12 protein-coding genes are annotated in these 21249 nt (G+C 47.8%); 10 read left to right on the top strand and 2 right to left on the bottom strand.

The window, feature by feature from the left end; translation table 11 throughout:
- Positions 1 to 15: 15 nt before the first annotated feature.
- The 6 genes from nikA (at position 16) to NZ043_RS08785 (ending at position 7025) form a co-directional block, all read left to right on the top strand.
- Positions 16 to 1566 (top strand): nickel ABC transporter substrate-binding protein, encoded by a 1551-nt coding sequence (nikA, locus tag NZ043_RS08810; protein ID WP_091035365.1) that lies wholly within the window; start codon positions 16 to 18, stop codon positions 1564 to 1566.
- Complete coding sequence (nikB, locus tag NZ043_RS08805; RefSeq protein WP_091035368.1) at positions 1566 to 2513, top strand: nickel ABC transporter permease; 948 nt, start codon at positions 1566 to 1568, stop codon at positions 2511 to 2513. Before nikA ends, nikB begins: the two co-directional genes overlap by 1 nt.
- The gene (gene nikC / locus NZ043_RS08800) at positions 2510 to 3364 is read left to right on the top strand and encodes a nickel transporter permease (protein WP_091035370.1); all 855 of its coding nucleotides are present in this window, start codon (positions 2510 to 2512) and stop codon (positions 3362 to 3364) included. Before nikB ends, nikC begins: the two co-directional genes overlap by 4 nt.
- Positions 3361 to 4161 (top strand): ABC transporter ATP-binding protein, encoded by an 801-nt coding sequence (locus NZ043_RS08795; protein ID WP_091035373.1) that lies wholly within the window; start codon positions 3361 to 3363, stop codon positions 4159 to 4161. The genes nikC and NZ043_RS08795 overlap by 4 nt, the downstream gene beginning before the upstream one ends.
- A complete protein-coding gene (locus NZ043_RS08790) occupies positions 4158 to 5129 on the top strand; it encodes a dipeptide/oligopeptide/nickel ABC transporter ATP-binding protein (protein WP_339311510.1) in 972 nt (323 codons plus the stop codon). Before NZ043_RS08795 ends, NZ043_RS08790 begins: the two co-directional genes overlap by 4 nt.
- A gap of 390 nt (positions 5130 to 5519) precedes the next feature.
- Entirely contained in the window at positions 5520 to 7025 is a 1506-nt protein-coding gene (locus NZ043_RS08785) for a malate:quinone oxidoreductase (protein WP_339311508.1), read from the top strand.
- 246 nt (positions 7026 to 7271) lie between these two features.
- Here NZ043_RS08785 and NZ043_RS08780 read toward each other — a convergent pair whose 3' ends face one another.
- Positions 7272 to 10403: an ATP-binding protein gene (locus tag NZ043_RS08780; RefSeq protein ID WP_339311506.1), complete on the bottom strand. Its 3132-nt coding sequence runs from the start codon at positions 10401 to 10403 to the stop codon at positions 7272 to 7274.
- 135 nt (positions 10404 to 10538) lie between these two features.
- Between NZ043_RS08780 and NZ043_RS08775 the strand changes: the two genes are divergently transcribed.
- The 3 genes from NZ043_RS08775 (at position 10539) to NZ043_RS08765 (ending at position 18262) form a co-directional block, all read left to right on the top strand.
- On the top strand, positions 10539 to 11675 hold the full coding sequence (locus NZ043_RS08775) for a response regulator (protein ID WP_091035386.1): 1137 nt from the start codon (positions 10539 to 10541) through the stop codon (positions 11673 to 11675).
- Positions 11676 to 11829: 154 nt separating this feature from the next.
- Positions 11830 to 15816, top strand: a complete 3987-nt coding sequence (locus tag NZ043_RS08770) for an S-layer homology domain-containing protein (RefSeq protein ID WP_339311504.1) — start codon at positions 11830 to 11832, stop codon at positions 15814 to 15816.
- Positions 15817 to 16153: 337 nt separating this feature from the next.
- Positions 16154 to 18262 (top strand): cytoplasmic protein, encoded by a 2109-nt coding sequence (locus NZ043_RS08765; protein WP_339311502.1) that lies wholly within the window; start codon positions 16154 to 16156, stop codon positions 18260 to 18262.
- Between the two features lie 88 nt (positions 18263 to 18350).
- Here the strand turns inward: NZ043_RS08765 and NZ043_RS08760 are convergent, their stop codons facing one another.
- Positions 18351 to 19082: a glycosyltransferase gene (locus NZ043_RS08760; RefSeq protein ID WP_133386355.1), complete on the bottom strand. Its 732-nt coding sequence runs from the start codon at positions 19080 to 19082 to the stop codon at positions 18351 to 18353.
- A gap of 515 nt (positions 19083 to 19597) precedes the next feature.
- Between NZ043_RS08760 and NZ043_RS08755 the strand changes: the two genes are divergently transcribed.
- The gene (locus NZ043_RS08755) at positions 19598 to 21223 is read left to right on the top strand and encodes a rhamnogalacturonan lyase B N-terminal domain-containing protein (protein WP_339311499.1); all 1626 of its coding nucleotides are present in this window, start codon (positions 19598 to 19600) and stop codon (positions 21221 to 21223) included.
- Positions 21224 to 21249: the final 26 nt, after the last annotated feature.

The following is a 21249-nucleotide window of genomic DNA, read 5'->3' as shown; positions in this document are numbered from 1 at the left end:
GAGAGGGGCATTACCTTGAATAAAAAGACGCCACTGCTAGCGCTGTTCTCCTTGGCCTTGAGCGCTGGACTGTTGAGCGCCTGCGGATCATCTGAGTCTAGTCCCGCTGCGCAACCATCCACCGATAATAAAAATGTTCACTTCCTATATAACTTCTCCACGAGTTCGCTAGATCCACATGTGGATTCCAGCTATGTGCCGCTGCGCGCGGGCATTACGGAAACGCTGGTTCGTCTCGATGAAGAGAACCTGACGGTTGCTCCATGGCTCGCCGAGAGCTGGAAGAGCGAAGATGGGCAACATTGGACGATCGACCTGCGAGATGATGTGACCTTCCAGAACGGCAAGCCAATGACAGGTGAATCCGTTAAGGCATCCCTTGAGCGGGCACTAGAAGAGAATGTAGCCATCCAGAACGCGCTGAAAATCGATACGATTGAAGCCGAGGGCGACAAGCTGGAGATCACCACAACTCAGCCGTTCCCGGAGTTCGCTTCCGAGCTGGTGAATCCGAACACGGCGATTATCGACGTGAGTGAGCCGGACATTGTGAACAAGCCCATTGGTACGGGTCCGTTTAAACTGACTTCTTTTACCCCAGGCAGCAAGCTGGAACTGAATCGTTATGATGAATACTGGGACGGAGCATCGCCTCTGGATTCCATCACGTTCTCATTCAATGAAGATGCCAATGCCCGTACACTAGCGCTCAAATCTGGTCAGGTAGATATCGTATACCGTCCGGAAGTCGAAAGCCTCGAATCGCTCAAAGCGATGGACGGCATGAAGGTTGAGTCCACATCGACATTCCGCGTGCATCAGCTAACGATGAACATGCAGCGGGAGAGTATGAAGGACCTCAATGTTCGTCGTGCGCTGGATGCTCTGATTGACCGTCAGGGTATCGTGGACACGATCCTGCTCGGCTACGGTGAAGCTGCTATCGGACCGTTCCTGCCATCGCTGCCATTCGCACCAACCTATACGGATACAGCAACGGAATCCGGAGCTGATGTCGCTGTAAAATATCTTGGCGAAGCAGGGTACACGCAGCAAAACGGCGTGATGACCAAGGACGGCAAACCGTTGCAGTTGACGCTGCTGACATATTCAGCCCGTGCCGATCTGCCACTGATTGCTCAAGTGTTCCAATCTGATGCGAAGAAGATCGGCATCGACGTGCAGATCCGTCAGATTGACACGCCAGAAGATTATATGGCATCCAACCGCGACTGGGATATTGCGACCTACAGTAATTTGACAGCTCCGCGTGGGGATGCAGGATATTACCTGAATGCGACGTACCATCCGAAAGGTGCTCTTAACTTCAGCGGATCGGAAGATCCGGAGCTGACCAAGATCATCGACGAATTGAATCTCACAGTTGCACCAGAGAAGCGCGCAGAGCTAGCCGAGAAGGCAGCCAACTATGTGCATGACAACGTGCTGAATTCATTCGTGCTGCATCCAGGTACGATCGTTGCCTACAACGGCAAGAAGATCAAGAACTGGGTTACCACTCGCAGTGAATATTACATGATCACCAATAAGCTGGATGTGATGTAATGTTTCGCATTTTGCTTCGGAAGTTCCTTGAAGTATTTATCTTTCTGTTGTTCATTATGTTTGTGAGCTTTCTGTTCATTCGTCTGGCTCCCGGTGATCCGGTGCTGACGATCCTGAATGTGGACGAACTGTCTGTTAGTCAGGAGCAGGTCGAAGCTGTACGCGAGGAAATGGGTTTCAACGATTCGCTTCCTGTCCAGTTCGGCAACTGGTTGCTCGATTTCGTTCGACTCGACTTCGGCGTATCGTACTCGACAGGTCAGCCCGTCATGCAGACCCTGATGCGTGCGCTGCCTGCTACGGCTGAACTGACGATTGGCGCACTGCTGGTCATGCTTGTTATAGCTATCCCGCTCGGCTCGCTATCAGCACTCCATCGTGGCAGTTGGATTGACCGCGGCAGCCGGATGCTCTCCATTGTGGGTGCGGCGGTGCCAAGCTTTTGGCTGGGTCTAATCCTGATCGACATGTTCGGCGTACGCTTCGGCAATCTGCCGACCATGGGCAGGGATGGATTCGCCTCGCTTATTCTGCCATCTCTGACGCTGGGACTTGCCATCTCCAGCGTTTATGTGCGTCTTTTGCGTTCCAGCCTGCTAGATTCACTAAGTCAGGAGTTCGTTCGGTCCGCCCGGGCAAGAGGGTTATCCGAAGGCCGGATCTTCATGCTTCACGCGTTTCGGCACAGTCTGCCGCCTGTCATTACGGTATTTGGCGTAAGTCTCGGCAGCCTGATTGGCGGAGTTGTCGTGATTGAAGTGTTGTTCGCTTATCCGGGTATCGGCAAGCTTGTCGTTGACGCCATCCGCCAGCGTGATTATCCACTGATTCAGGGTTACATTCTGATCATGGCTATCGTGGTATTCCTCGTGAATACGGCAGTTGATCTGTCTTATCGTTATTTGAATCCCGAAATGAAACTGAAGGAAAAGGAGGCCCACCGATGAAAACCATACCCCTGCTCATTCCAACGACAAAATCTAAAAAACATAACTGGCAGGCGATCATTGGTCTGCTGTTTGCACTGCTGGTCATCGCGGCCTCCTTATATGCCTTTTTATACTTGAAGCATGATCACACCTTAACGGATCTACGCGGACGATTGCAGGGCGCAAGTGCTCTCCATCCGTTCGGTACCGACCATCTGGGCCGCGATGTACTGACACGTCTGCTGCTTGGCGGCGGCCAAACACTGGGTTATAGCTTGCTGGCACTCGGTGCTGCACTGCTGATCGGTATTCCGTTTGGACTTATCGCAGGATACAAACGTGGATGGGTCGATAAGCTGTTCATGCGAATTGCTGATGCTTTTCTAGCTTTCCCTGATACTATCGTGGCGATTGTGCTCAGTGGCCTGCTTGGCGCGGGAATCGGTAATCTGGTATTGGCAATCGTGATTGTGAAGTGGGTTAGCTACGCCCGTCTCGTTCGAAGTACGGTCTTATCTGAGTCACAAAAGGATTACATTCGCATCGCCCGGACCAACGGACTTTCGGACGGTCGTATCATGAGAAAACATCTGCTTCCGCATATCGCAGGCCATGTGCTCGTGCTGGCCAGTCTTGATCTGGGCAAAATTATTCTGCTCATCTCATCATTGTCCTACATTGGCCTTGGCGCACAGCCGCCAACACCTGAATGGGGTGCGATGCTGAATGACTCGCGGCCTTACTTCCAGTCTCGGCCAGAGCTGATGATCTATCCTGGTCTTGCCATTGTCTCGGTAGTACTGCTCGCGAACATGCTGGGCGACTATCTGCGAGACCGGTTTGACGTGAAGAAGGAGGTGCAGCCATGATTCTCTCCATTGAGGAACTGAGCATCTCCAGCCAGGATCGCACTATTGTAGATCAAGTCTCTCTGGCTGTTCGCGAAGGTGAATTCATGGCATTGGTTGGACAGAGCGGTAGCGGCAAAAGCTTGCTCTCGCAAGCCATTGGTCGTCTGTTGCCGCCCAACCTGCATGCGTCGGGTCGAGTCATGTTCGAAGGCAGCAACCTGCTCGAACGGAATCCGAAGGAGATGCGCGCCCTGCGGGGAAGCCGCATCTCATATATTTTTCAAGACTATCAGGGAGCGTTTACGCCATTCCGTAGCATTGGCGGACACTTTGATGAATACCAGAAGGTACATGGGGAAAAGTCTTCTTCCATCCGCAAGAAACGGGCTGAGGAAGCATTGGAATCCGTTGGCCTTGGCGCTGAATTGCTGCGCCGCTACCCGTTCCAGTTGAGCGGTGGGCAGCTTCAGCGGGCCTCGATTGCCACATCGCTGATGCTGTCTCCTCGTTTGTTAATCGCAGACGAGGCAACGACGGCGCTCGACAGTGTATCCGGTCATCGCGTACTGGAACTGCTGGCACGCAAACAAGCGGAGACGGGATGTGCCATTTTGTTTATCACACACGACTGGCGCCATGTACGTCGCTATGCCAACCGCTTGGCTGTGATGAAGGAAGGGCAGATCGTCGAATCTGGTGGGAAGCATCGCATTCTTGACCATCCCCAGCATGAATATACGCGTCAGCTGATTGATGCGGCTCCCGTCCTGAGTCGCTCGCTGAAGTCGGGATTGAAGGAGGCAGGAACGGAATGAAGACAACCACAAATGATGAACGCCGTGGACTCGTGCAGTCCGAAGAAGAATCTGGTGTGCGAAGCCACGATTTTGCAAAAGACGTAAACCATGCAGACACAGACAATGCAGTCATAAATACTACAGAAACAGATCATGCAGTTAAAGATGCGGATATAGATACCACGGTTACAGGCAATGCTTCATCGCTCAGCATCCCTGGCAATCCTGTGCTTCACGTGGAACATCTCAGCCGAACGTATGCAGGTGCAGACCGACCGGCTGTGAATGATATTTCCTTCACTCTGAACCACGGCGAATGCCTTGGCCTGGTTGGCGAGAGCGGCTGTGGCAAGAGTACACTCGCACGCTGTCTGTTGAGGATCGAAGATGCAGATACGGGCTCAATTACACTGGGCGGACAGGATATCGCGCGGCTGAGCGGCCGACGGTTGCGACCTCATCGCCGGAAGATTCAGATTGTTTTCCAGAATCCAATGGCAGCACTAAACCCGAAGCTCAAGATTGCCGATTCACTAATCGATCCGTACGAACAACTTGGACGGAACGCCGAGCTGTCCCACTTTACCTACACATCGAAGGAGGGATACGTCCAAAAGCTGCTGGAAGCGGTCGAGCTTCCAAGCGATTTGGCTGGACGTTACCCCCATGAGCTAAGTGGTGGACAGCGTCAGCGCGTCACGATTGCACGTGCCATTGGCATTGAGCCGGACGTTGTCGTTCTGGATGAACCGACAGCCAGCCTGGACGTGATCTCGCAAGGAGCAGTGTTGCAGTTGCTTACCGATCTGCGGACATCACTTGGTCTATCATACGTGTTCATCTCACATGATCTGGCTGCGGTACATCGCATGAGTCAGCGTATCATCGTCATGCGGGAAGGTCAGATCGTTGACCGCTTTGGTGCAGATGCGTTGTTCGCCGAAGAACGCCATCCGTATACAAAGGAACTAATTTCAATTTTCTGAGTACTCCCGGAGACGCCGGGGGTGGTAATCGTTTATTTATAGTTTATTTATATATGAAGCCGCCTTACGAAGAGATTCGAGAGCGGCTTTTAGTGCATCCATGTAATAACCCAAAGTCCCCCTAAAACCGGGTTCCTTTCTTTGTTTTGAACAAATATATCTTTCAGGCCTATAACCGGGCTAACGTTCCGATGTAAACTAGCGTATACTGATGGAATAGCAAATATCTTGAAATTGCATATTTAAATTGCTCTATATTATTGATACACTAGATCAAGGTTATAATCATTCAGAGAAGGTGCGACCCCGTTCAAGAATGGGCTTGCTGCAAATGCCAAATCGATAACGCTTACATCCTTTTGGCAAATATAGGATATAAGGACGGTAGACATGAGCCAGGGACAAACGAGTACAGATGTTATCTTGATTGGTGCCGGAATTATGAGTGCAACTTTGGGAACTTTGCTAAAAGAATTGGCACCAGACTGGAATATTAAGGTTTTCGAAAAGCTAGCCACTGCAGGAGAGGAAAGCTCCAACGAATGGAATAATGCCGGAACCGGGCATGCTGCATTGTGCGAACTTAACTATACCGTTGAACGACCAGACGGAACCGTAGATATTAGCAAAGCGATTAAAGTGAATGAACAATTTCAGATCTCAAAGCAATTTTGGTCCTATCTCGTCAATAGCCGTCTGATTCGTAATCCGCGGGACTTCATTATGCCGATTCCTCATTTGAGTTATGTACACGGAGAGAGCAATGTCCAGTTTCTGAAAAGACGTTATGACTCCTTGTCGAATCACCCGCTGTTCGCAGGCATGGAATTCTCGGATGACAAGAAAGAACTGGCGAAATGGATGCCGCTGATGATGAAAGATCGTACCAGTAATGAACCTGTTGCAGCGACCAAAATTGACTCCGGTACGGACGTTAACTTTGGTGCTTTAACGCGTATGCTGATCAGACATTTGAAGGAACAACACGTGGGTATCCACTACGAACATAGCGTGAAGAATATGAAACGTACCAGCGATGGACAATGGGAATTAACCGTGAAAAACCTGAAGAGCGGTACAGTCGAACGCCATAAGGCAAAATTTGTCTTCATCGGCGCGGGCGGTGGAAGTCTGCATTTGCTCCAGAAGACGGGCATTCCGGAAGGTAAACATATCGGCGGATTCCCGGTCAGTGGCATCTTTATGGTGTGCAAAAATCCAAAAGTCGTGGAACAGCATCATGCCAAAGTATACGGCAAGGCTTCGGTAGGGGCTCCGCCGATGTCGGTTCCGCATCTGGATACCCGATTTATCGACAATAAGAAGTCGCTGTTATTCGGACCGTTTGCCGGGTTCTCACCGAAGTTCCTGAAGACGGGTTCCAATGCCGACTTAATTACGTCGGTTAAGATGCATAATCTGCTTACGATGCTCGCAGCAGGTGTCAAAGAAATCTCTTTGACCAAATATCTGATCCAACAACTGATGTTATCTAAAGAACAACGCATGGCTGAATTGCGTGACTTTGTTCCGGGTGCGAAGAGCGAGGATTGGGATATGGTTCTGGCGGGCCAGCGTGTGCAGGTGATCAAGGATACCGTTCAAGGTGGCAAGGGTACGCTCCAATTCGGTACAGAAGTGGTCACGTCTGCAGATGGAACGATTGCGGCTCTGCTAGGTGCATCACCGGGTGCATCCACCGCGGTTCAGGTCATGCTTGAGATTCTTCAGCGGTGCTTCCCGCAGCATATGGAGGCATGGGAGCCAAAGATCAAGGAAATGATTCCATCCTATGGCATATCCCTTGTGGAGAATCTGGATCTTCTCAAAGAGGTTCATTCTTCAACAGCCAAGGCGCTGGGGTTATCGGATGAAAAACATGTCATGCACGTATAACCATTAGCTTATCGTGTTAGATAATAATCAAGCCAAAGAAGAGAGCTAAGCCGGGGCGACACCCGTGCCTAGCTCTCTTTTTTAGGTTTATTTCGTATATCAGAACTTGATCGTGAGCTTGAATTTGGAATTGAACATGAACATGTCCGCTACCATCGCGTTCCTCTAGACCTTACACCTAAGCATCTGGATACGGATCGTACAGTACAGTATGTCCACTGTAAAGTCATAGAACGATCTTATCGCTCAGAATCTTGTGCTGCGGTCCAAAGGGATGACAAAGGAAACTTTTGTGCCTTGACCCGGCGAGCTGACGATGGTCAAACCTTGTCCGTACATCTGGGTTAACCGGCGATGTGTATTGGTTAATCCAATACCTCCCGTTCCGCCGGGACCTTTCTTGGGCCACGCCAGTGCCCGTTCGATCTGCTCGGGCTGCATCCCAACACCGTCATCCTCGATCTCAATCAAGGTGGACGCTGTTTGGTTGATGATTCGGATATGCACGGTTCCACCCTCAACTTTGCTGAGAATACCATGTCGAACAGCATTCTCAATGAGCGGTTGAATGGTGAGTGGCGGCAGGGATAGATCAAGATCATCGGGAATATCCCAGATGACATTCAACCGATGCATGAATCGTTCTTTCTCAATGTAGAGATAGGCACGGGAGAGATCCAACTCATGGGTGACCTCAACCATTTTCTCCGAATTGACAAAATGAAAGCTGGTCTGAAGATACTCGATAAAAGCATCGCCCAGTTTCTGCATTCGCTCCGTGTCCATCTCACTAAGAACCATGATTGAATTGAGCGTATTAAAAAGAAAATGGGGCTGAATCTGTGCTTGTAAGTAAGCAGCCTCCATGCGCAGTCGCTCATCAATAGATTGTTTCAGTACGATCAGAGACCCGATGCGATGCCTTAATTCAACGGCATCCACGGGCTTGGTGACATAGTCCGTTGCACCGGCCATGAATCCGGCGTACACATCAGCTGGTTCGTTACGAGCCGTCAACAACAGGATGGGAAGCTCCGATACCGAATAACGCTTGCGTACGTTCTCGGTCAGTTCATAACCGGACATATGAGGCATCATGACATCGGCAATTAGTAAGTCCCAGGGCTCCTTATTCAGCAATTCAAGTGCTTCAAGCGCCGAGGCTGCAGGTTGAATATGGTAAGGTTCATTCGCAAGCATGGAGATCAGTACTCGCAGGTTTACAGGATCATCATCGACGGCAAGAATACGGGCGGCAGTCTTATCCTGAGATATGGTCTGCTGCTGTGGCTCTGCAATCGCAATTTCATCGAAGCTGTGAGCGTCCCATTGCTGCTCAGTCTGGTCCGATAGCGATGCGGTGTCTTCCCGTGGAAGCGAGATCTGGAAGGTGGATCCTTGCCCAGGTACGGATTGCACGGTGAGTTGACCGCCATGGAGTTCTGTGAGCTGCCTGCTAATATTGAGACCGAGGCCGATTCCTCCGCTTAAACGAGCCTCTGGGGTCCCTTGTTCATACGCCTCGAATATTCGCTGTTGTATCTCCTCACTCATACCAACACCTGTATCTGAAACTTGAATCAAGACGTACTCTCCATGTTCCCGAACGGACACGGTAATTGTACCCTCATCGGTAAATTTGAGCGCATTATGCAACAGGTTGTAGAGCACCTGAACAAGTCTTCTCTCATCAGCCTGAATCAACGGTAGTGAATCTGGAATATCCACCTGCATATGGATGGGCTTGCCCTCTGCCATGAATCGGAACATACCGATCACGCCTGGAATGACAGATGCAAGAGATAAAGGCTTCTTCTGGAGCGTAATGCGTTTTTCCTTCAAACGAATGACATCCAGGAGGTCATCAACCAGTTGGGACATGCGTCGGCCGATGGTAACTAACAGTTTCATGTCTTCTGCCTGCTGCCCACCTGATTTACGCCGTTCACGGACCGCGATACTCTCGGCAATATTGATGATCCCGTGCAGCGGTGTACGCAACTCATGAGCCGTATTCACAAGAAACTGATCCTTCTGGCGATCCTCCTCTTTGAGTTGTTCGTACAACTTCTCGATCTCACTTGAATTGCGGAAGTATTTCCTGAACCAATAGGCGGAGAAGCCAAACATGGCCGCAATCACATCGATCGGATAATACACGTTGGTAATTTCGCTATGTGAGTTCACAATTCCCCATAACACGCTTGATAGGCTGCTAGTAGCCGCAAAGAGCAAAAAGCTTGCGTCGCTTCGTTTCTCGGCTGCCATTCGGAAGAATAGGTAGACAGACCAGCCGATGGCAAACAGATAAAGGAAATCAGAAAGCCCAATCTCAAGTACATGATAGATCAGGGTCACTGGTGCGACGAGCAAAAATAAACAGTAAACGCCAAGCACGCTGGCATAGATACGGAACAGTTTACGCCCTTGTAGACTATAGGAGAAGCTTCTAGCCATCTGTAAAAGAAAGAATGCGAACAACGGATAGGAGAACGCTTTGGCCTTAACGATCCAAGTGAAGTTGAGTGGAATCCAACCCAATAACAGACTGTCATGGTCGGAGACGACCGTTAGGCCAGCTACCAGTGTCAGCATCGAGAACGTCAGCAGAGCTCGTTCCTTTCGGATAAACAGAAACATCACAAAAGCGTATAGGCTGTGCAAAAGCAGTATAGCGAATGTAATCTTTTGCAAGTCAATGGATAGTCCTCGCTCACTGCCAATGGCTTCTGGAGAACCAAAATAGAGAGAGCGTGTGATCCCTCCGCTATAAGGATCGTCAAAATTGGCTGTCTGCACCAAAAGATTGAGTTCGGTAGAACCCTCAAGCACATAGGAAGTCGTAAATGCAGTCCTTTCTGGTCGATAGGCTTCGGCATGAGTGGCAGGTTGGCCGAATTCGGCAACAATGGTCCCGTTCATCTCGATGATCGATGATGTCTGGATTTTCTGAGCCCAGAGAGAGACTTCCTCCACAGATGGATCTAAAAGTATACGAAGACGGTACGTTCCGTATCCGAACGACGATGAGGATTTTGGTAATGCATTACGCCAGTCACCGGGAACTTGAATCCATGAGGATAGGTTATCCGTTATTTTCGCATCAGAATTAGAGATTAACGCTTGGGGATAAAACTCCCATTCTCCATCTAGGGATATGGGTGAAGTGTTGGCGAGGTTCCAGCCTCGAAGGTCCAACACGCCTTCAATGGGTTCAGGATGTGCGGGTATAGTGAAAGTCTCGGACCATATCCAGCGAAAGCCAAGCAAAATAGTCAGGAATAGAATCGACAGCACTACATATCGGGGTATCTTTTTATAGGTTATTGGTTTCATGGCAGACTTTAGTTTTCGACAGTTTACTTCAAATTCCTGCATGCCCTCTGCCAAAAATGAACATTTTTTTGAATTCCGGAACATAGATTCTATATTTAAATGATAGCGGTCCCACGTCAGGATTTATGGTAAAATTATAGATTAAAGGGTGATCAGTGAGCCAGAGGAGTTGTGCATATGAGAGTGATTTTGGTAGATGATGAATATCTCGCTCTGAGCAGGTTGAACAAACTGTTGCAAGAGAGAGAGGATTGCGAAGTTATCGGCTCTTTTCTGACGGCACAGGAAGCCATAGATCAGATCAAACTTCATCTGCCGGAAATCGTCTTCATGGACGTTCAAATGCCGGGGATGAACGGAATCGAGGCGACCGAACGTATCCATGAGGTTTCTCCTGGAACAGAAGTTATTTTCACAACCGCATATAACGAACATGCACTGACAGCTTATGGGCTTGAAGTGCTGGACTATATTATGAAGCCTGTAACGCGTGACCGTTTGGAAAAAACGATGAAGATGTATCAACGCCGAACGGTGCCAGCAAGTCTGAATATAGCAGAAGAGCCATCCATGTTAATCCGCTGTCTGGGAATGCTTCAGGTCCAACTGCACCCGAATGAGCCGCCAAAACATATGAAGTTCAGAACAACCAAAATCAGAGAGTTATTTGCCTATTTGCTTCACCATCGGAACAAACCGATTAAGCGGGATACGCTACTTGAATTGTTGTGGCCAGAGTTGGATGAGCGGAGAGGTATATCCAATCTGCACAGTGGCATCCATCGCTTACGCAGCATGATGAACGAATTCATGGGCGAGGACAATATGGTCATTCGTTATCAACAGTTTGGTTATCTATTGGAAACGGGTGAATTCAGGATTGATGCTGAAGAATGGGAGAGTCGTCTTAACCGATTGCCTCTATTATCATCGTCTACAATAGCTGAACATCGGCAGACCTCAGATCAATATGAGGGCAAATATTATAGTGAAGACGATTATGTATGGGCTGAGTTGGAGCGCGAACGATTGCATGCACTCTGGCGTAACCACGCCATGCAACTCGCACAATATTACATCGAACTGGGACAGAATACGGAAGCACTCACGGTATATCACCGGGTACAGCAATTCGAGCCATCATTGGAGGAAGTCGGACTGGCCTTAATGAAGACCTACGATCGATTAGGCAATAAAGATCCTGTGGTCGCTCAATATAACCAGTTGGTTATCGCTTTAGAGCAAGAGGCAGGTATACGTCCCGGCCTGGAAGTTGAGTTATGGTACCAACAATGGAAACAATCAAATATGTAATTGAAAATATTCAGCCTCGCAGCTTCATTTGCAAGGCTGTTTTTTTGTTGTATTTACGAGCGAAAGGTTTGGTAAGAGTTTGGTAAGAGGCTATGTGTAGAATAAGCAAGATGAGGGTCGATATTATGCGAAATGTAAAAGAGGGAGGATAAGTATGTCGTTTTTGTACAGTAAGAAGTGGAAAAAAGGATTTAAAGTGTCCGTAGTTAGCATGTTGTTATTAAGCACATTCATCTCTTCAATTGGTTCAGAGAGAGTAAGCGCAGCTAGCAGCCCTGTTCCAGGGGGAACGGGTCTTGAACCTGTGTTATGGCTGAAAGCAGACTCGGATGCTGATACGGTGGAAGGTTTACTGACCGATTGGAAGGACCAATCAGCTAACGAGGTAGAATTTGACCTGGTTATTCCTTCTGGGAAGACAGCACCGAGTTATAATCCGGGAGGAATTAACTTTAACCCCAGTGTAAAATTCAACAATCCGACAGGTGGGGGCCACTATAGTAGCTCCGTAAAGCTGGTAGGTGACAAACCAATTAAATTCCAATCTGGCTATGCCGTTTATAAAAATAACAACGGGGGAGCTCTTGTCGGAGCGACTACTCCTACAGGAACCAATGGCGTCATTATAATGGGTGGATATGGAAACAATTTTGCCTCAGGTAATGGCGTCGATGGTGTTTATGACTATTTCAATCTGGTGGATAGAAGTAGAGCTCAGATCGTGAACTTTGATATCATAAGTAATAATAATCATACAGCACGAGTAGATGGTGTTGAAGCTAGCTTCAGTCGGAAAGGGGTCTTTGGAGAGATTAACTTTACTCCTGTTATAGGTGCTACCAACGGCGGAAGTGCCACTTATAACTGGGGTGGTCTTGTAGCTGATGTTGCTGAGATTATTTTGTATGACAATCAGACAGCTATGGATGCTTCAAAAATTGAGTCTTATCTAGCCATTAAATATGGCATTACGCTCAACAACGGAGCAAGTCCTTATCTTTCAACTAACGGAAGTGAAGTGTGGACTGTCGATTCCAAGTATAAGCACAATATTGCAGGAATCGGCAAAGATGAAGCACAGGGCTTGAATCAAAAACAAAGCTTAAGCATCAATGCTGGAGTACCACAAGTCGCCGTAGGTGTTAACACGCTGGCTGCTACAAATGCAGATAATTCCAGCATTTTGACGGATCAGCAATATTTCGTATGGGCGGATAACGGTCTGCCATTGACCTATGATCAGTCTATAAATAAACCGGGACAATATCATGCGCAAAGAGTTTGGAAAGTGCAGAATACGAATAACGTGGGTGAAGTGGAGATTGGTATCCCGGAAGTGTCAGTTCCAGCAGGTTATCAATTACTGGTAAGTGACAGTGAAGATTTTACAGATGCATCTGGCTATGAATTGAGCCTCAATGATGTAAATGGAATTCCACATTATACAGCCAAGGCGGCATTAAAAGACGGAGAGTATTTCACGTTCAGTGCGTGGGCACCAAAATTCACAAGCGCAAATGTAAGTAATGTGTCTGTGACAGAAGATGAGGTTATTGTAACGTTCGATGAGGAGCTCGATTTTTCGAATATAGCAAGTTTAACTGGCTTCAATCTGGAGATCAACGGCCAACCAATCACGATCGACAGTTTCGAACGAGGAGCGAACAGCAAGACATTGAAGTTAAAAACGAGTCAGATTATCCCTTCCAATGCATCAGTGATCGTTTCTTACGATATTGAAGATGGTAATCTAAAAGGGACTAACGGTGCCCCAGCTCAAAGTTTTAGCGAAAATGCTGTGACAAAGGTAGACAAGTCCTTGTTGCAAGCCAAAGTAACTGAAGTTACAGGCGAGGGTCTAGAGGAATCTGAGTACACACCAGTGAGCTGGACAGCACTGAATAATGCGATGAACGAAGCAGAGCGAGTGTTGAATGATCCGACAGCGACCCAAGCGCAGGTAGACAAGGGACTTTTGGATCTGACAGATGCAAGAACGGGCCTAATCCCTACAACATCTGTACCAGTTGTAGATAAATCAGTTTTGCAAGCGAAAGTAACTGAAATTACAGGTGAAAGCCTGAAAGAGTCAGCGTACACGCCAGTGAGCTGGACAGCACTCGATGATGCGATGAATGAAGCAGAGCGAGTGCTGAATGATCCGACAGCAACCCAAGCGCAGGTAGACAAGGCACTTTTGGATCTGACTAATGCAAGAACGGGCCTAATCCCTACAACATCTGTACCAGATGTAGATAAATCAGCTTTGCAAGCGAAAGTAACTGAAATTACAGGTGAAAGCCTGGAAGAGTCAGCATACACACCAGCGAGCTGGACAGCACTGGATAATGCGATGAATGAAGCAGAACGAGTGTTGAATGATCCGACAGCGACCCAAGCGCAGGTAGACAAGGCACTTTTGGATCTGACAGATGCAAGAACGGGACTTACCAAAGTAATTGGTACAGATACATCAACGCTGCAAACGCTGATCCCGTCTACAGGAAGCTTGTCTCCGGCCTTTGATCCGGCTAAAGACACATACACCATTTCAGTGCCGAATAGCGTATATCAATTCCAGCTAACGCCAACGGCACTTGATCCACTTGCGAAGATTGAAATAGCTGTTGGAGATGGAGAATGGAACGAGATTTCAAGTGGTGCTGTAAGTGAGAATCTACCACTCCAAGTTGGCGGAAATAAGATCGTTGTTAGAGTAACGGATTCACTTGGCCACGTTACGGAGTATAAAATTAACGTGACTAGAGCATCCAATGACAATGGTAACAATGGTGGAGGCAACAATGGCGGCGGAAATACGGGAGGTAACAGTGGAAGCACACCAGCACCTACACCTGCGCCAGTACCAACGCCAACGCCGGCACCCGTGAAGGATAATTTGGAGACAACTCGGGATGGTAGCCATCAACCATTTGCTACATCCAAACCATCTAACAACAAAGAAACGTTGGTTCAAGTTGATCCAGCCAAGCTGAATGTTGCCATGTCACAAGGCACAGGACAGCAGTTCGCCATTCATTCACCGAATGATGGGAATATGAAGGTGGACGGTTTAACCCTCGAAACACTGAAACAATTAGTAGATCAAGGTTCCAAATTGAACATTAGCAATCCGTTAGCGATCTATCCGGTACCTGGTGGCAAAATGGACTTGAATGGTGTGTCCAAACAGCTTGGTAATGCAGCGTTGAATGATATTGATGTCCATATTGATATTGCACGTTCCTCGGATGCATTGATTGACAGCGCCGAGACAAGAGCCGCATCCCAAGGATACGAGCTACTTGTCACACCAGTTGATCTGGATCTGACGTTTACGAAAGATGGACAGACTGTGCGATCTAGCCAGCTGAATGGCTATGCACCGAAGTATATTGCACTTCCAGAAGGCATCGACCCGAACCGGATTACAACAGGAGTGATCATCAACCCGGACGGTAGCATCTTCCATGTACCAACGGTTGTTACCAAAGTCGATAGCCGATACTATGCACTCATTAATGACCTGCGCAGCAGCGGAAGTTACTCAGTCATCTGGAATCCGCAGGATTTTGAAGATGCCAAGTCCCATTGGGGTAAAACCGATGTGAACAACATCGCTGCGAGATTAGATCTGAAAGGTAACGGAGATAACACGTTCTCACCGAACCGTCAGGTTACTCGTTCTGAGTTTGCCGAGATTGTTGTACTTGGACTGGGCCTAATGCGTCAGGATGCACCACAGAATCTATTCCCTGACGTTAACGAATCCGCATGGTTCCGCTCCGCGGTAGCCCTTGCGAATGAATTCGGTATCGTTCGCGGTTACGATAATGGCAACTTCTACGGTAATCAGGAGATCACACGTGAGCAAGGATTTGCCATGGTCGCTCGTGCCTACCGTCTGATTGAACCAAAAGCGGCAATCAGCCCGGAACAGATGAACTCTGAACTGGAGCGTTACAGTGATGCAGCCGATGTATCGAATTGGGCAAAAGAAGATGTAGCCCAGTTGATTGCAGCGGGGATCATCCAAGGTAATGGGCCAGAGGTTCTGAGTCCGAAGACCACGATGACCCGTGCTGAGGTCACTGCATTGATTGCAAGAATGTTGAAAGTAACAAACCTGATTGATAAGTAACAAATCTATACGGAAAAGCCTTTGCTGACATTGGGGGTCGGCAAAGGCTTTTTTCTATTTTCATTAAATTCTTAAATTCATGTCGTAATACTTTCGCCCTGTTGGCAGATCATGGAATCTGAGATGATGGGTTCACCAGAGGTTCGGGTGACAAACTTTGAACCGCTGCCCTTCAGGCTATTGTGATCCTTCCTTCTACAATCATTGGAGATCATAGGGTCGCAGCTCTCCTGAAGATTTCATTTCAGAGAGGAGGCGTCCAGGCTATCATATTCCTTCCTTCTAAAGCCATCTACCAAATGTTAATAGGAATATGGCTTTCCTGGACTCTTTTATCATGAACAATACAATCTATTTGCGCAGAGCGAACAAACTCATTATTGAATCAAACGAAGGGAAGCAACAGTTGCCGAAGACACACCTGGCGACTGCCCTCAAAAATATTGAAGCACTCGGATACACCTTCTCGGATGAGTTGATTCAAGCGATGCGGCAGCTGTCCAAGGAACAGTTTGAAACAGTATATATTCAACTCGTGGCTGATCTAAGAGTCATGGTCGGCGCACATGTGAAGTACACACCGATGTATGCTGGATTCCCAATGCAGGTGATGCAAGCGGATGAGGCCGAGTTATATCTCAATGCGATTATTCATTATCTGACCAACCTGACTGTGGTCTATCCGGATCAACAATCTGTGGAAAGAATGCCTTTGCTGGAGAAGACGGACTTGAAAGTCATTGGTTTGGGAAACCAGCAAGCATTCCAGACGCTCATCCGTCAGATCATTGAAGCAAAAGGTTCTATCTCGGAAACAGACAAGGCGGATATCGACATGGTGTTGGAGCATGCAGATCCAAGTGAAGTGGATGCGATTCTACCTGCTGAGATTCCGTTCAAAGAAAATGTGGGCTTTGTGGTCGCCTCGCTGTTGAAGCATGAAAAGGCGAACCTCGACCGAATTAGTCCGTATTTCAAAACGGCAAGTGATGTCCTCCGTCTGGCTGTTGCCTGGTCCAATGGTGATGTTAGCCTCGCTGTGGCTTCTCCCTTCCGAAAATTCAAACGGCGTGAGAGACGCCTTTTGCTCGGATTGCTGGAGCAATGTGGCTCCATCACGGAGGATATGTTGCGATATAAGGATCGCTGGATTCGCCTTGGCGAAATTCTGCATCCATCGGAATATAAGCTTCGGTATCCGCGATGCGAAGAAGCCTTTGATATTTTGCGTAATAATAAGCCGTATTCGACCTTCAACGGAAGTGTGGAACTTGCCTTCCAATATCGGAATGTCTGGAGTCTGATCGATCTGTTGTCACAGCGTCCAGGTGAATTCGCGAGAAGACTGGATCACTTGTTGCGGATGACCGAAGATGAAACGTATGTACTGCTGGCATTTGGTGAGGTACTGGAGCAAGTATCCACCCCGGTGTTATTGCAGGTACGACAGCATTTTGCCCGCCGTAATGAACCGCAGGATCTGCGTGTCTTCTTCCCAAAAGGCAATGTAGCCAAAGCTTTTGCTGTTCCGAATGAGCTGCCAGACATCAATGAAGCCACGTGTCAGGATGTCGTGCAATTGTGCGAGCAGGCGCTGGTAGAGCGATTCGCACACCTTTCCCCGCTTGGGAAGACATATGTCGATCCACAGCTTCATGATTATCTGGTACCCTTTTCCCAGAGATCGGCGAGCAAGGCTCTGCATACCATCGTTCGTGGAAGTCGTGTGCCGATGGCAGAGGGTGATACCATCCGTTTCTTCAACTGGTGGAAAGAGGGGGACGTGGATGGAAAGTCTACAGGGCGCGTGGACATTGACTTGTCTGCGGTGATGTATGATAAGGACTGGAACTATGTGGAGCATATCTCCTATACGAATCTGCGATCCTCTAACTATAAGGCTGTCCATAGCGGAGATATCGTGACTGCACCTAACGGAGCAAGTGAGTTCATTGATCTGCATATTCCATCCATCGTGGCTTATGGTGGACGATATGTTGTGGCAACACTGCTTTCGTTTACCAGTCATCCGTACTGTGATCTGCCGGAATGTTTTGTAGGGTGGATGATGCGGAAGAAGCCGGGTTCTGGCGAGATCTTCGAGCCGTCCACCGTAGCTAACAAAATCGATATTACCGCAGATACGCAGATTGCGATCCCTGTCATTATGGACCTGGTTGAACGTACCGTCATCTGGACAGACCTGGCGCTGACAAGCCACCCGGATTACTACAATAATGTGGAAGGCAATCAAAAAGGCATGGTCCTGATGGGCAAAGCACTAACGACTTTACGCAAACCCGATCTGCATGACTTGTTCATGCTCCATGCCAAAGCTAGAGGAGAACTGGTGGATACAATAGATCAGGCGGATACGATCTATTCGGTGGATCAAGGCGTTACGCCGTATGATATCGAGCAGATTATGGGGGAGTATCTGGTTTGAGTCCAAATGCATGTGAATAAAGGGTCGAGAACAGAGAAGAGCAGCGGAATGCTGCTCTTTTTTGAGACTCAATTTGTGGTTAACAGGGTTAGCCCCTGGGCTTTTTCTGTACATATTTTTTGTAATTGGTAACAGAAGGTATTTTTCGGCTTTGAGATATGAGTTCTTTATCGCTAATGATCCAAGTATGGTTGGATGAGTTTCGCCTGCGGATCGCAACAAAATTATTTTTTCCAGCAGAATATACGCGATAACCCTTTCGTTTGCTTCTAATGCAAAATAGGTCGTCCTCACCGACGCTTTGATTCGGGAACGGTACTTGGTTTACTACCTTGCGTTTAAAAACAAGCGTTGCGCCAGGGATTAGGGTCACCGGTCGATGTTCATCATGAGGAGAACGAAGGATAAACGTCTTAGATCCGCGTAAATACATGTAATGAGCCTTCTTGCCAATGACATCAGCATTGGTTCTTTGAAAGGTCTGCATACTTTCCTTCAAATAGTAGGGGGCGTAATAATCATCATCGTCAAACTTGGCAATATAGTTGTATTTCGTCTTCTTGATAGCATAATTTAGACAGGCGCCGAGGGAAGTGCGTTCTGGAAGACGATAGACGTGTACGTTTGAAAGTTTTTTGGCTAGACTTAGATATGGGGTAAGGGGAATGTTATTGTTATTGACAATAATGATAAGTTCCTTCCTGGCGTGGATCTGTCGACTGTAGTTATTGAACAAGTTTCTTATATAGTTTTGACGTTTCGTGCAGGCAATAATAGAAACCCCCTGCTTTTGGATAGCGCCATGTGGCTTAGCTCCCATTTCAATTGCACCCCTTGTCCGTTAAGATCAAAACTAGTTCTCTATAAAATATGTAAACGGAAAATAAGAGGAACGGCATATCTCCACAATGGAGAATTGGCACAAAAACTTTTCAATGTACTCGTATGCTGGTACTATAACGACGCATCTAAACGAACATTGTAGAGTGCGGGAATGAGAATGAAAATCAGACTTCTGCATGTTGAAGTAAATTTTGTTTTCAGAACTTACTATTGGATAAACGGTTCATTTTCATTGCCAGTATATGTAATATAATGGTATTATTTTATTGGAATTGTAAGAATTCTTGTATGTAGAAGAGTGATTTAAGAAGGGGGTGGCCAGATCAGATTTACATGAAGTAGCGACTCTACTCTATACGCACGCAGACATAACATTCCATTGATTATGGACAGGCTCACATAGCAGACATATCGATATGAGACGGAAGTGTCAGTTATTATACATTATAATGTAAGCGCTTTATTAAAAGAGTTCCAAGGAGGGATTTACTCATGACCAAAAGTATAGTGAGAAAGGCGCTTGGTTTGTTTTTAATTGTCGTTATGATCGCAACAGCTGTTGTATACCCTGCATCTACCGGACACGCGGCAACCATTAATGTTACGGATAACGGCTCCAGAATTGAAGTAAACACCGGTTCAGGATTAGTCTATGTGGTGAACAAAACCAATGGGGATATTATCTCAGCCAAAATGAACGGTACGGAGCTGAACAGCAACAGAGGGTCACATATCGGCTCAGGTTTGGGCTCCTCGGCCAATGTGACGTGGAATACCTCACCTTCAGGATCAACCGTGTTAATCACGGTATCCACAAGCACACTGACTCACTATTATGCTTCGCGTGGTGGGGAGAACATCATATACATGGCAACGCATATCACGGCTCAACCTTCGATCGGGGAGCTGCGGTACATTTTCCGCGGTAATGGTAGTGTGTTGACGGGTGTTCCGGCGAATTCCAATAATCGAGGTAACACAGGAGCAATCGAGAGTCAGGATGTGTTCGGGTTTGCAAATGGACAGTCGGCCTCCAAATATTATGGTAATGATCAGGCCAAAGATTTATCCGTTCGTGGAGTTACGGGGAATGGTGTCGGTGTATTTATGGCCTACGGCAATCGGGAAAAAAGCTCTGGTGGTCCATTCTTTCGCGACATCCAGTTCCAAAGTGGCACAGAGACGGAAGTATATAACTATATGAACTCGGGACATGCACAGACGGAGAATTGGCGCCTGGGTCTGCATGGGCCGTACGCTTTGATCTTTACAACCGGAGGTACACCAGGTGTACCCGATTTCAGCTGGATGTCTGGTCTGAATCTGCAAGGTTGGGTATCCAGTCGGGGGAATGTGGTGCTTAATGGCCTCTCCGGGATGGATACAGGGTATGCTTACACAATTGGGTTCGCTAATAGCAATGCGCAGTATTGGGTGGGGACGTCTTCAAGTGGGGCGGCCGCCAAATACAGCATGATTCCTGGGACGTACACCATGACAGCATATAAGGGAGAACTGGCCGTATATACGGAAACGGTTAATGTCACGGCTGGACAAACGACGACTCTGAATACACGTACGATCAACAATGATCCAAGTAAAGCCTCTAACATCTGGCGAATCGGTAACTGGGATGGTACGCCACGGGAGCTCCTGAATGGACAGACGATTCCGATTCGTCACCCTTCCGATAGTCGCAACCCAAGCTGGGGACCTGTCACCTATGCTACCGGTAGCGCGACCAATCGATTTCCGGCAATCCAGTTCCGTGGTCAGAATTCTCCAACCACAATAACGTTTAACTTGAATGCAGCTCAAGCTGCATCTTCTCATACATTCAACATCGGTATTACCGCAGCCTACAATAATGGAAGACCTAGTATAACGGTTAATGGACATGCTTTAACCAATCCTGCTGCATCTTCACAGCCCAATTCTCGTAGCTTCACCATTGGTACCTATCGTGGTAACAACACAACCTTTAGCTGGAATGTTCCAGCATCCTACTTCGTCAATGGTTCCAATACCATCACTATTACGCCGATCAGCGGTTCCAGTGACTTGGGTAACTGGTTAAGTGCAGGTTGGGTCTACGATTGTGTTGAGTTGCTGAATTGAATTAAGAATTCAATGTATTGGAAGGA

The organism is Paenibacillus sp. FSL k6-2145 (assembly GCF_037976585.1).
Taxonomy (GTDB): Bacteria; Bacillota; Bacilli; order Paenibacillales; family Paenibacillaceae; genus Paenibacillus.
This window is presented reverse-complemented; position numbering and strand designations above follow the sequence as displayed.

What these genes read in the sequence shown, in the direction of transcription:
- nikB (WP_091035368.1), top strand. Translation starts at nt 1,566, where the DNA reads ATGTTTCGCATTTTGCTTCGGAAGTTCCTTGAAGTATTTATCTTTCTG.
- nikC (WP_091035370.1), top strand. Translation starts at nt 2,510, where the DNA reads ATGAAAACCATACCCCTGCTCATTCCAACGACAAAATCTAAAAAACAT.
- NZ043_RS08795 (WP_091035373.1), top strand. Translation starts at nt 3,361, where the DNA reads ATGATTCTCTCCATTGAGGAACTGAGCATCTCCAGCCAGGATCGCACT.
- NZ043_RS08790 (WP_339311510.1), top strand. Translation starts at nt 4,158, where the DNA reads ATGAAGACAACCACAAATGATGAACGCCGTGGACTCGTGCAGTCCGAA.
- NZ043_RS08785 (WP_339311508.1), top strand. Translation starts at nt 5,520, where the DNA reads ATGAGCCAGGGACAAACGAGTACAGATGTTATCTTGATTGGTGCCGGA.
- NZ043_RS08780 (WP_339311506.1), bottom strand. Translation starts at nt 10,403, where the DNA reads ATGCAGGAATTTGAAGTAAACTGTCGAAAACTAAAGTCTGCCATGAAA.
- NZ043_RS08775 (WP_091035386.1), top strand. Translation starts at nt 10,539, where the DNA reads ATGAGAGTGATTTTGGTAGATGATGAATATCTCGCTCTGAGCAGGTTG.
- NZ043_RS08770 (WP_339311504.1), top strand. Translation starts at nt 11,830, where the DNA reads ATGTCGTTTTTGTACAGTAAGAAGTGGAAAAAAGGATTTAAAGTGTCC.
- NZ043_RS08765 (WP_339311502.1), top strand. Translation starts at nt 16,154, where the DNA reads ATGAACAATACAATCTATTTGCGCAGAGCGAACAAACTCATTATTGAA.
- NZ043_RS08760 (WP_133386355.1), bottom strand. Translation starts at nt 19,082, where the DNA reads ATGGGAGCTAAGCCACATGGCGCTATCCAAAAGCAGGGGGTTTCTATT.
- NZ043_RS08755 (WP_339311499.1), top strand. Translation starts at nt 19,598, where the DNA reads ATGACCAAAAGTATAGTGAGAAAGGCGCTTGGTTTGTTTTTAATTGTC.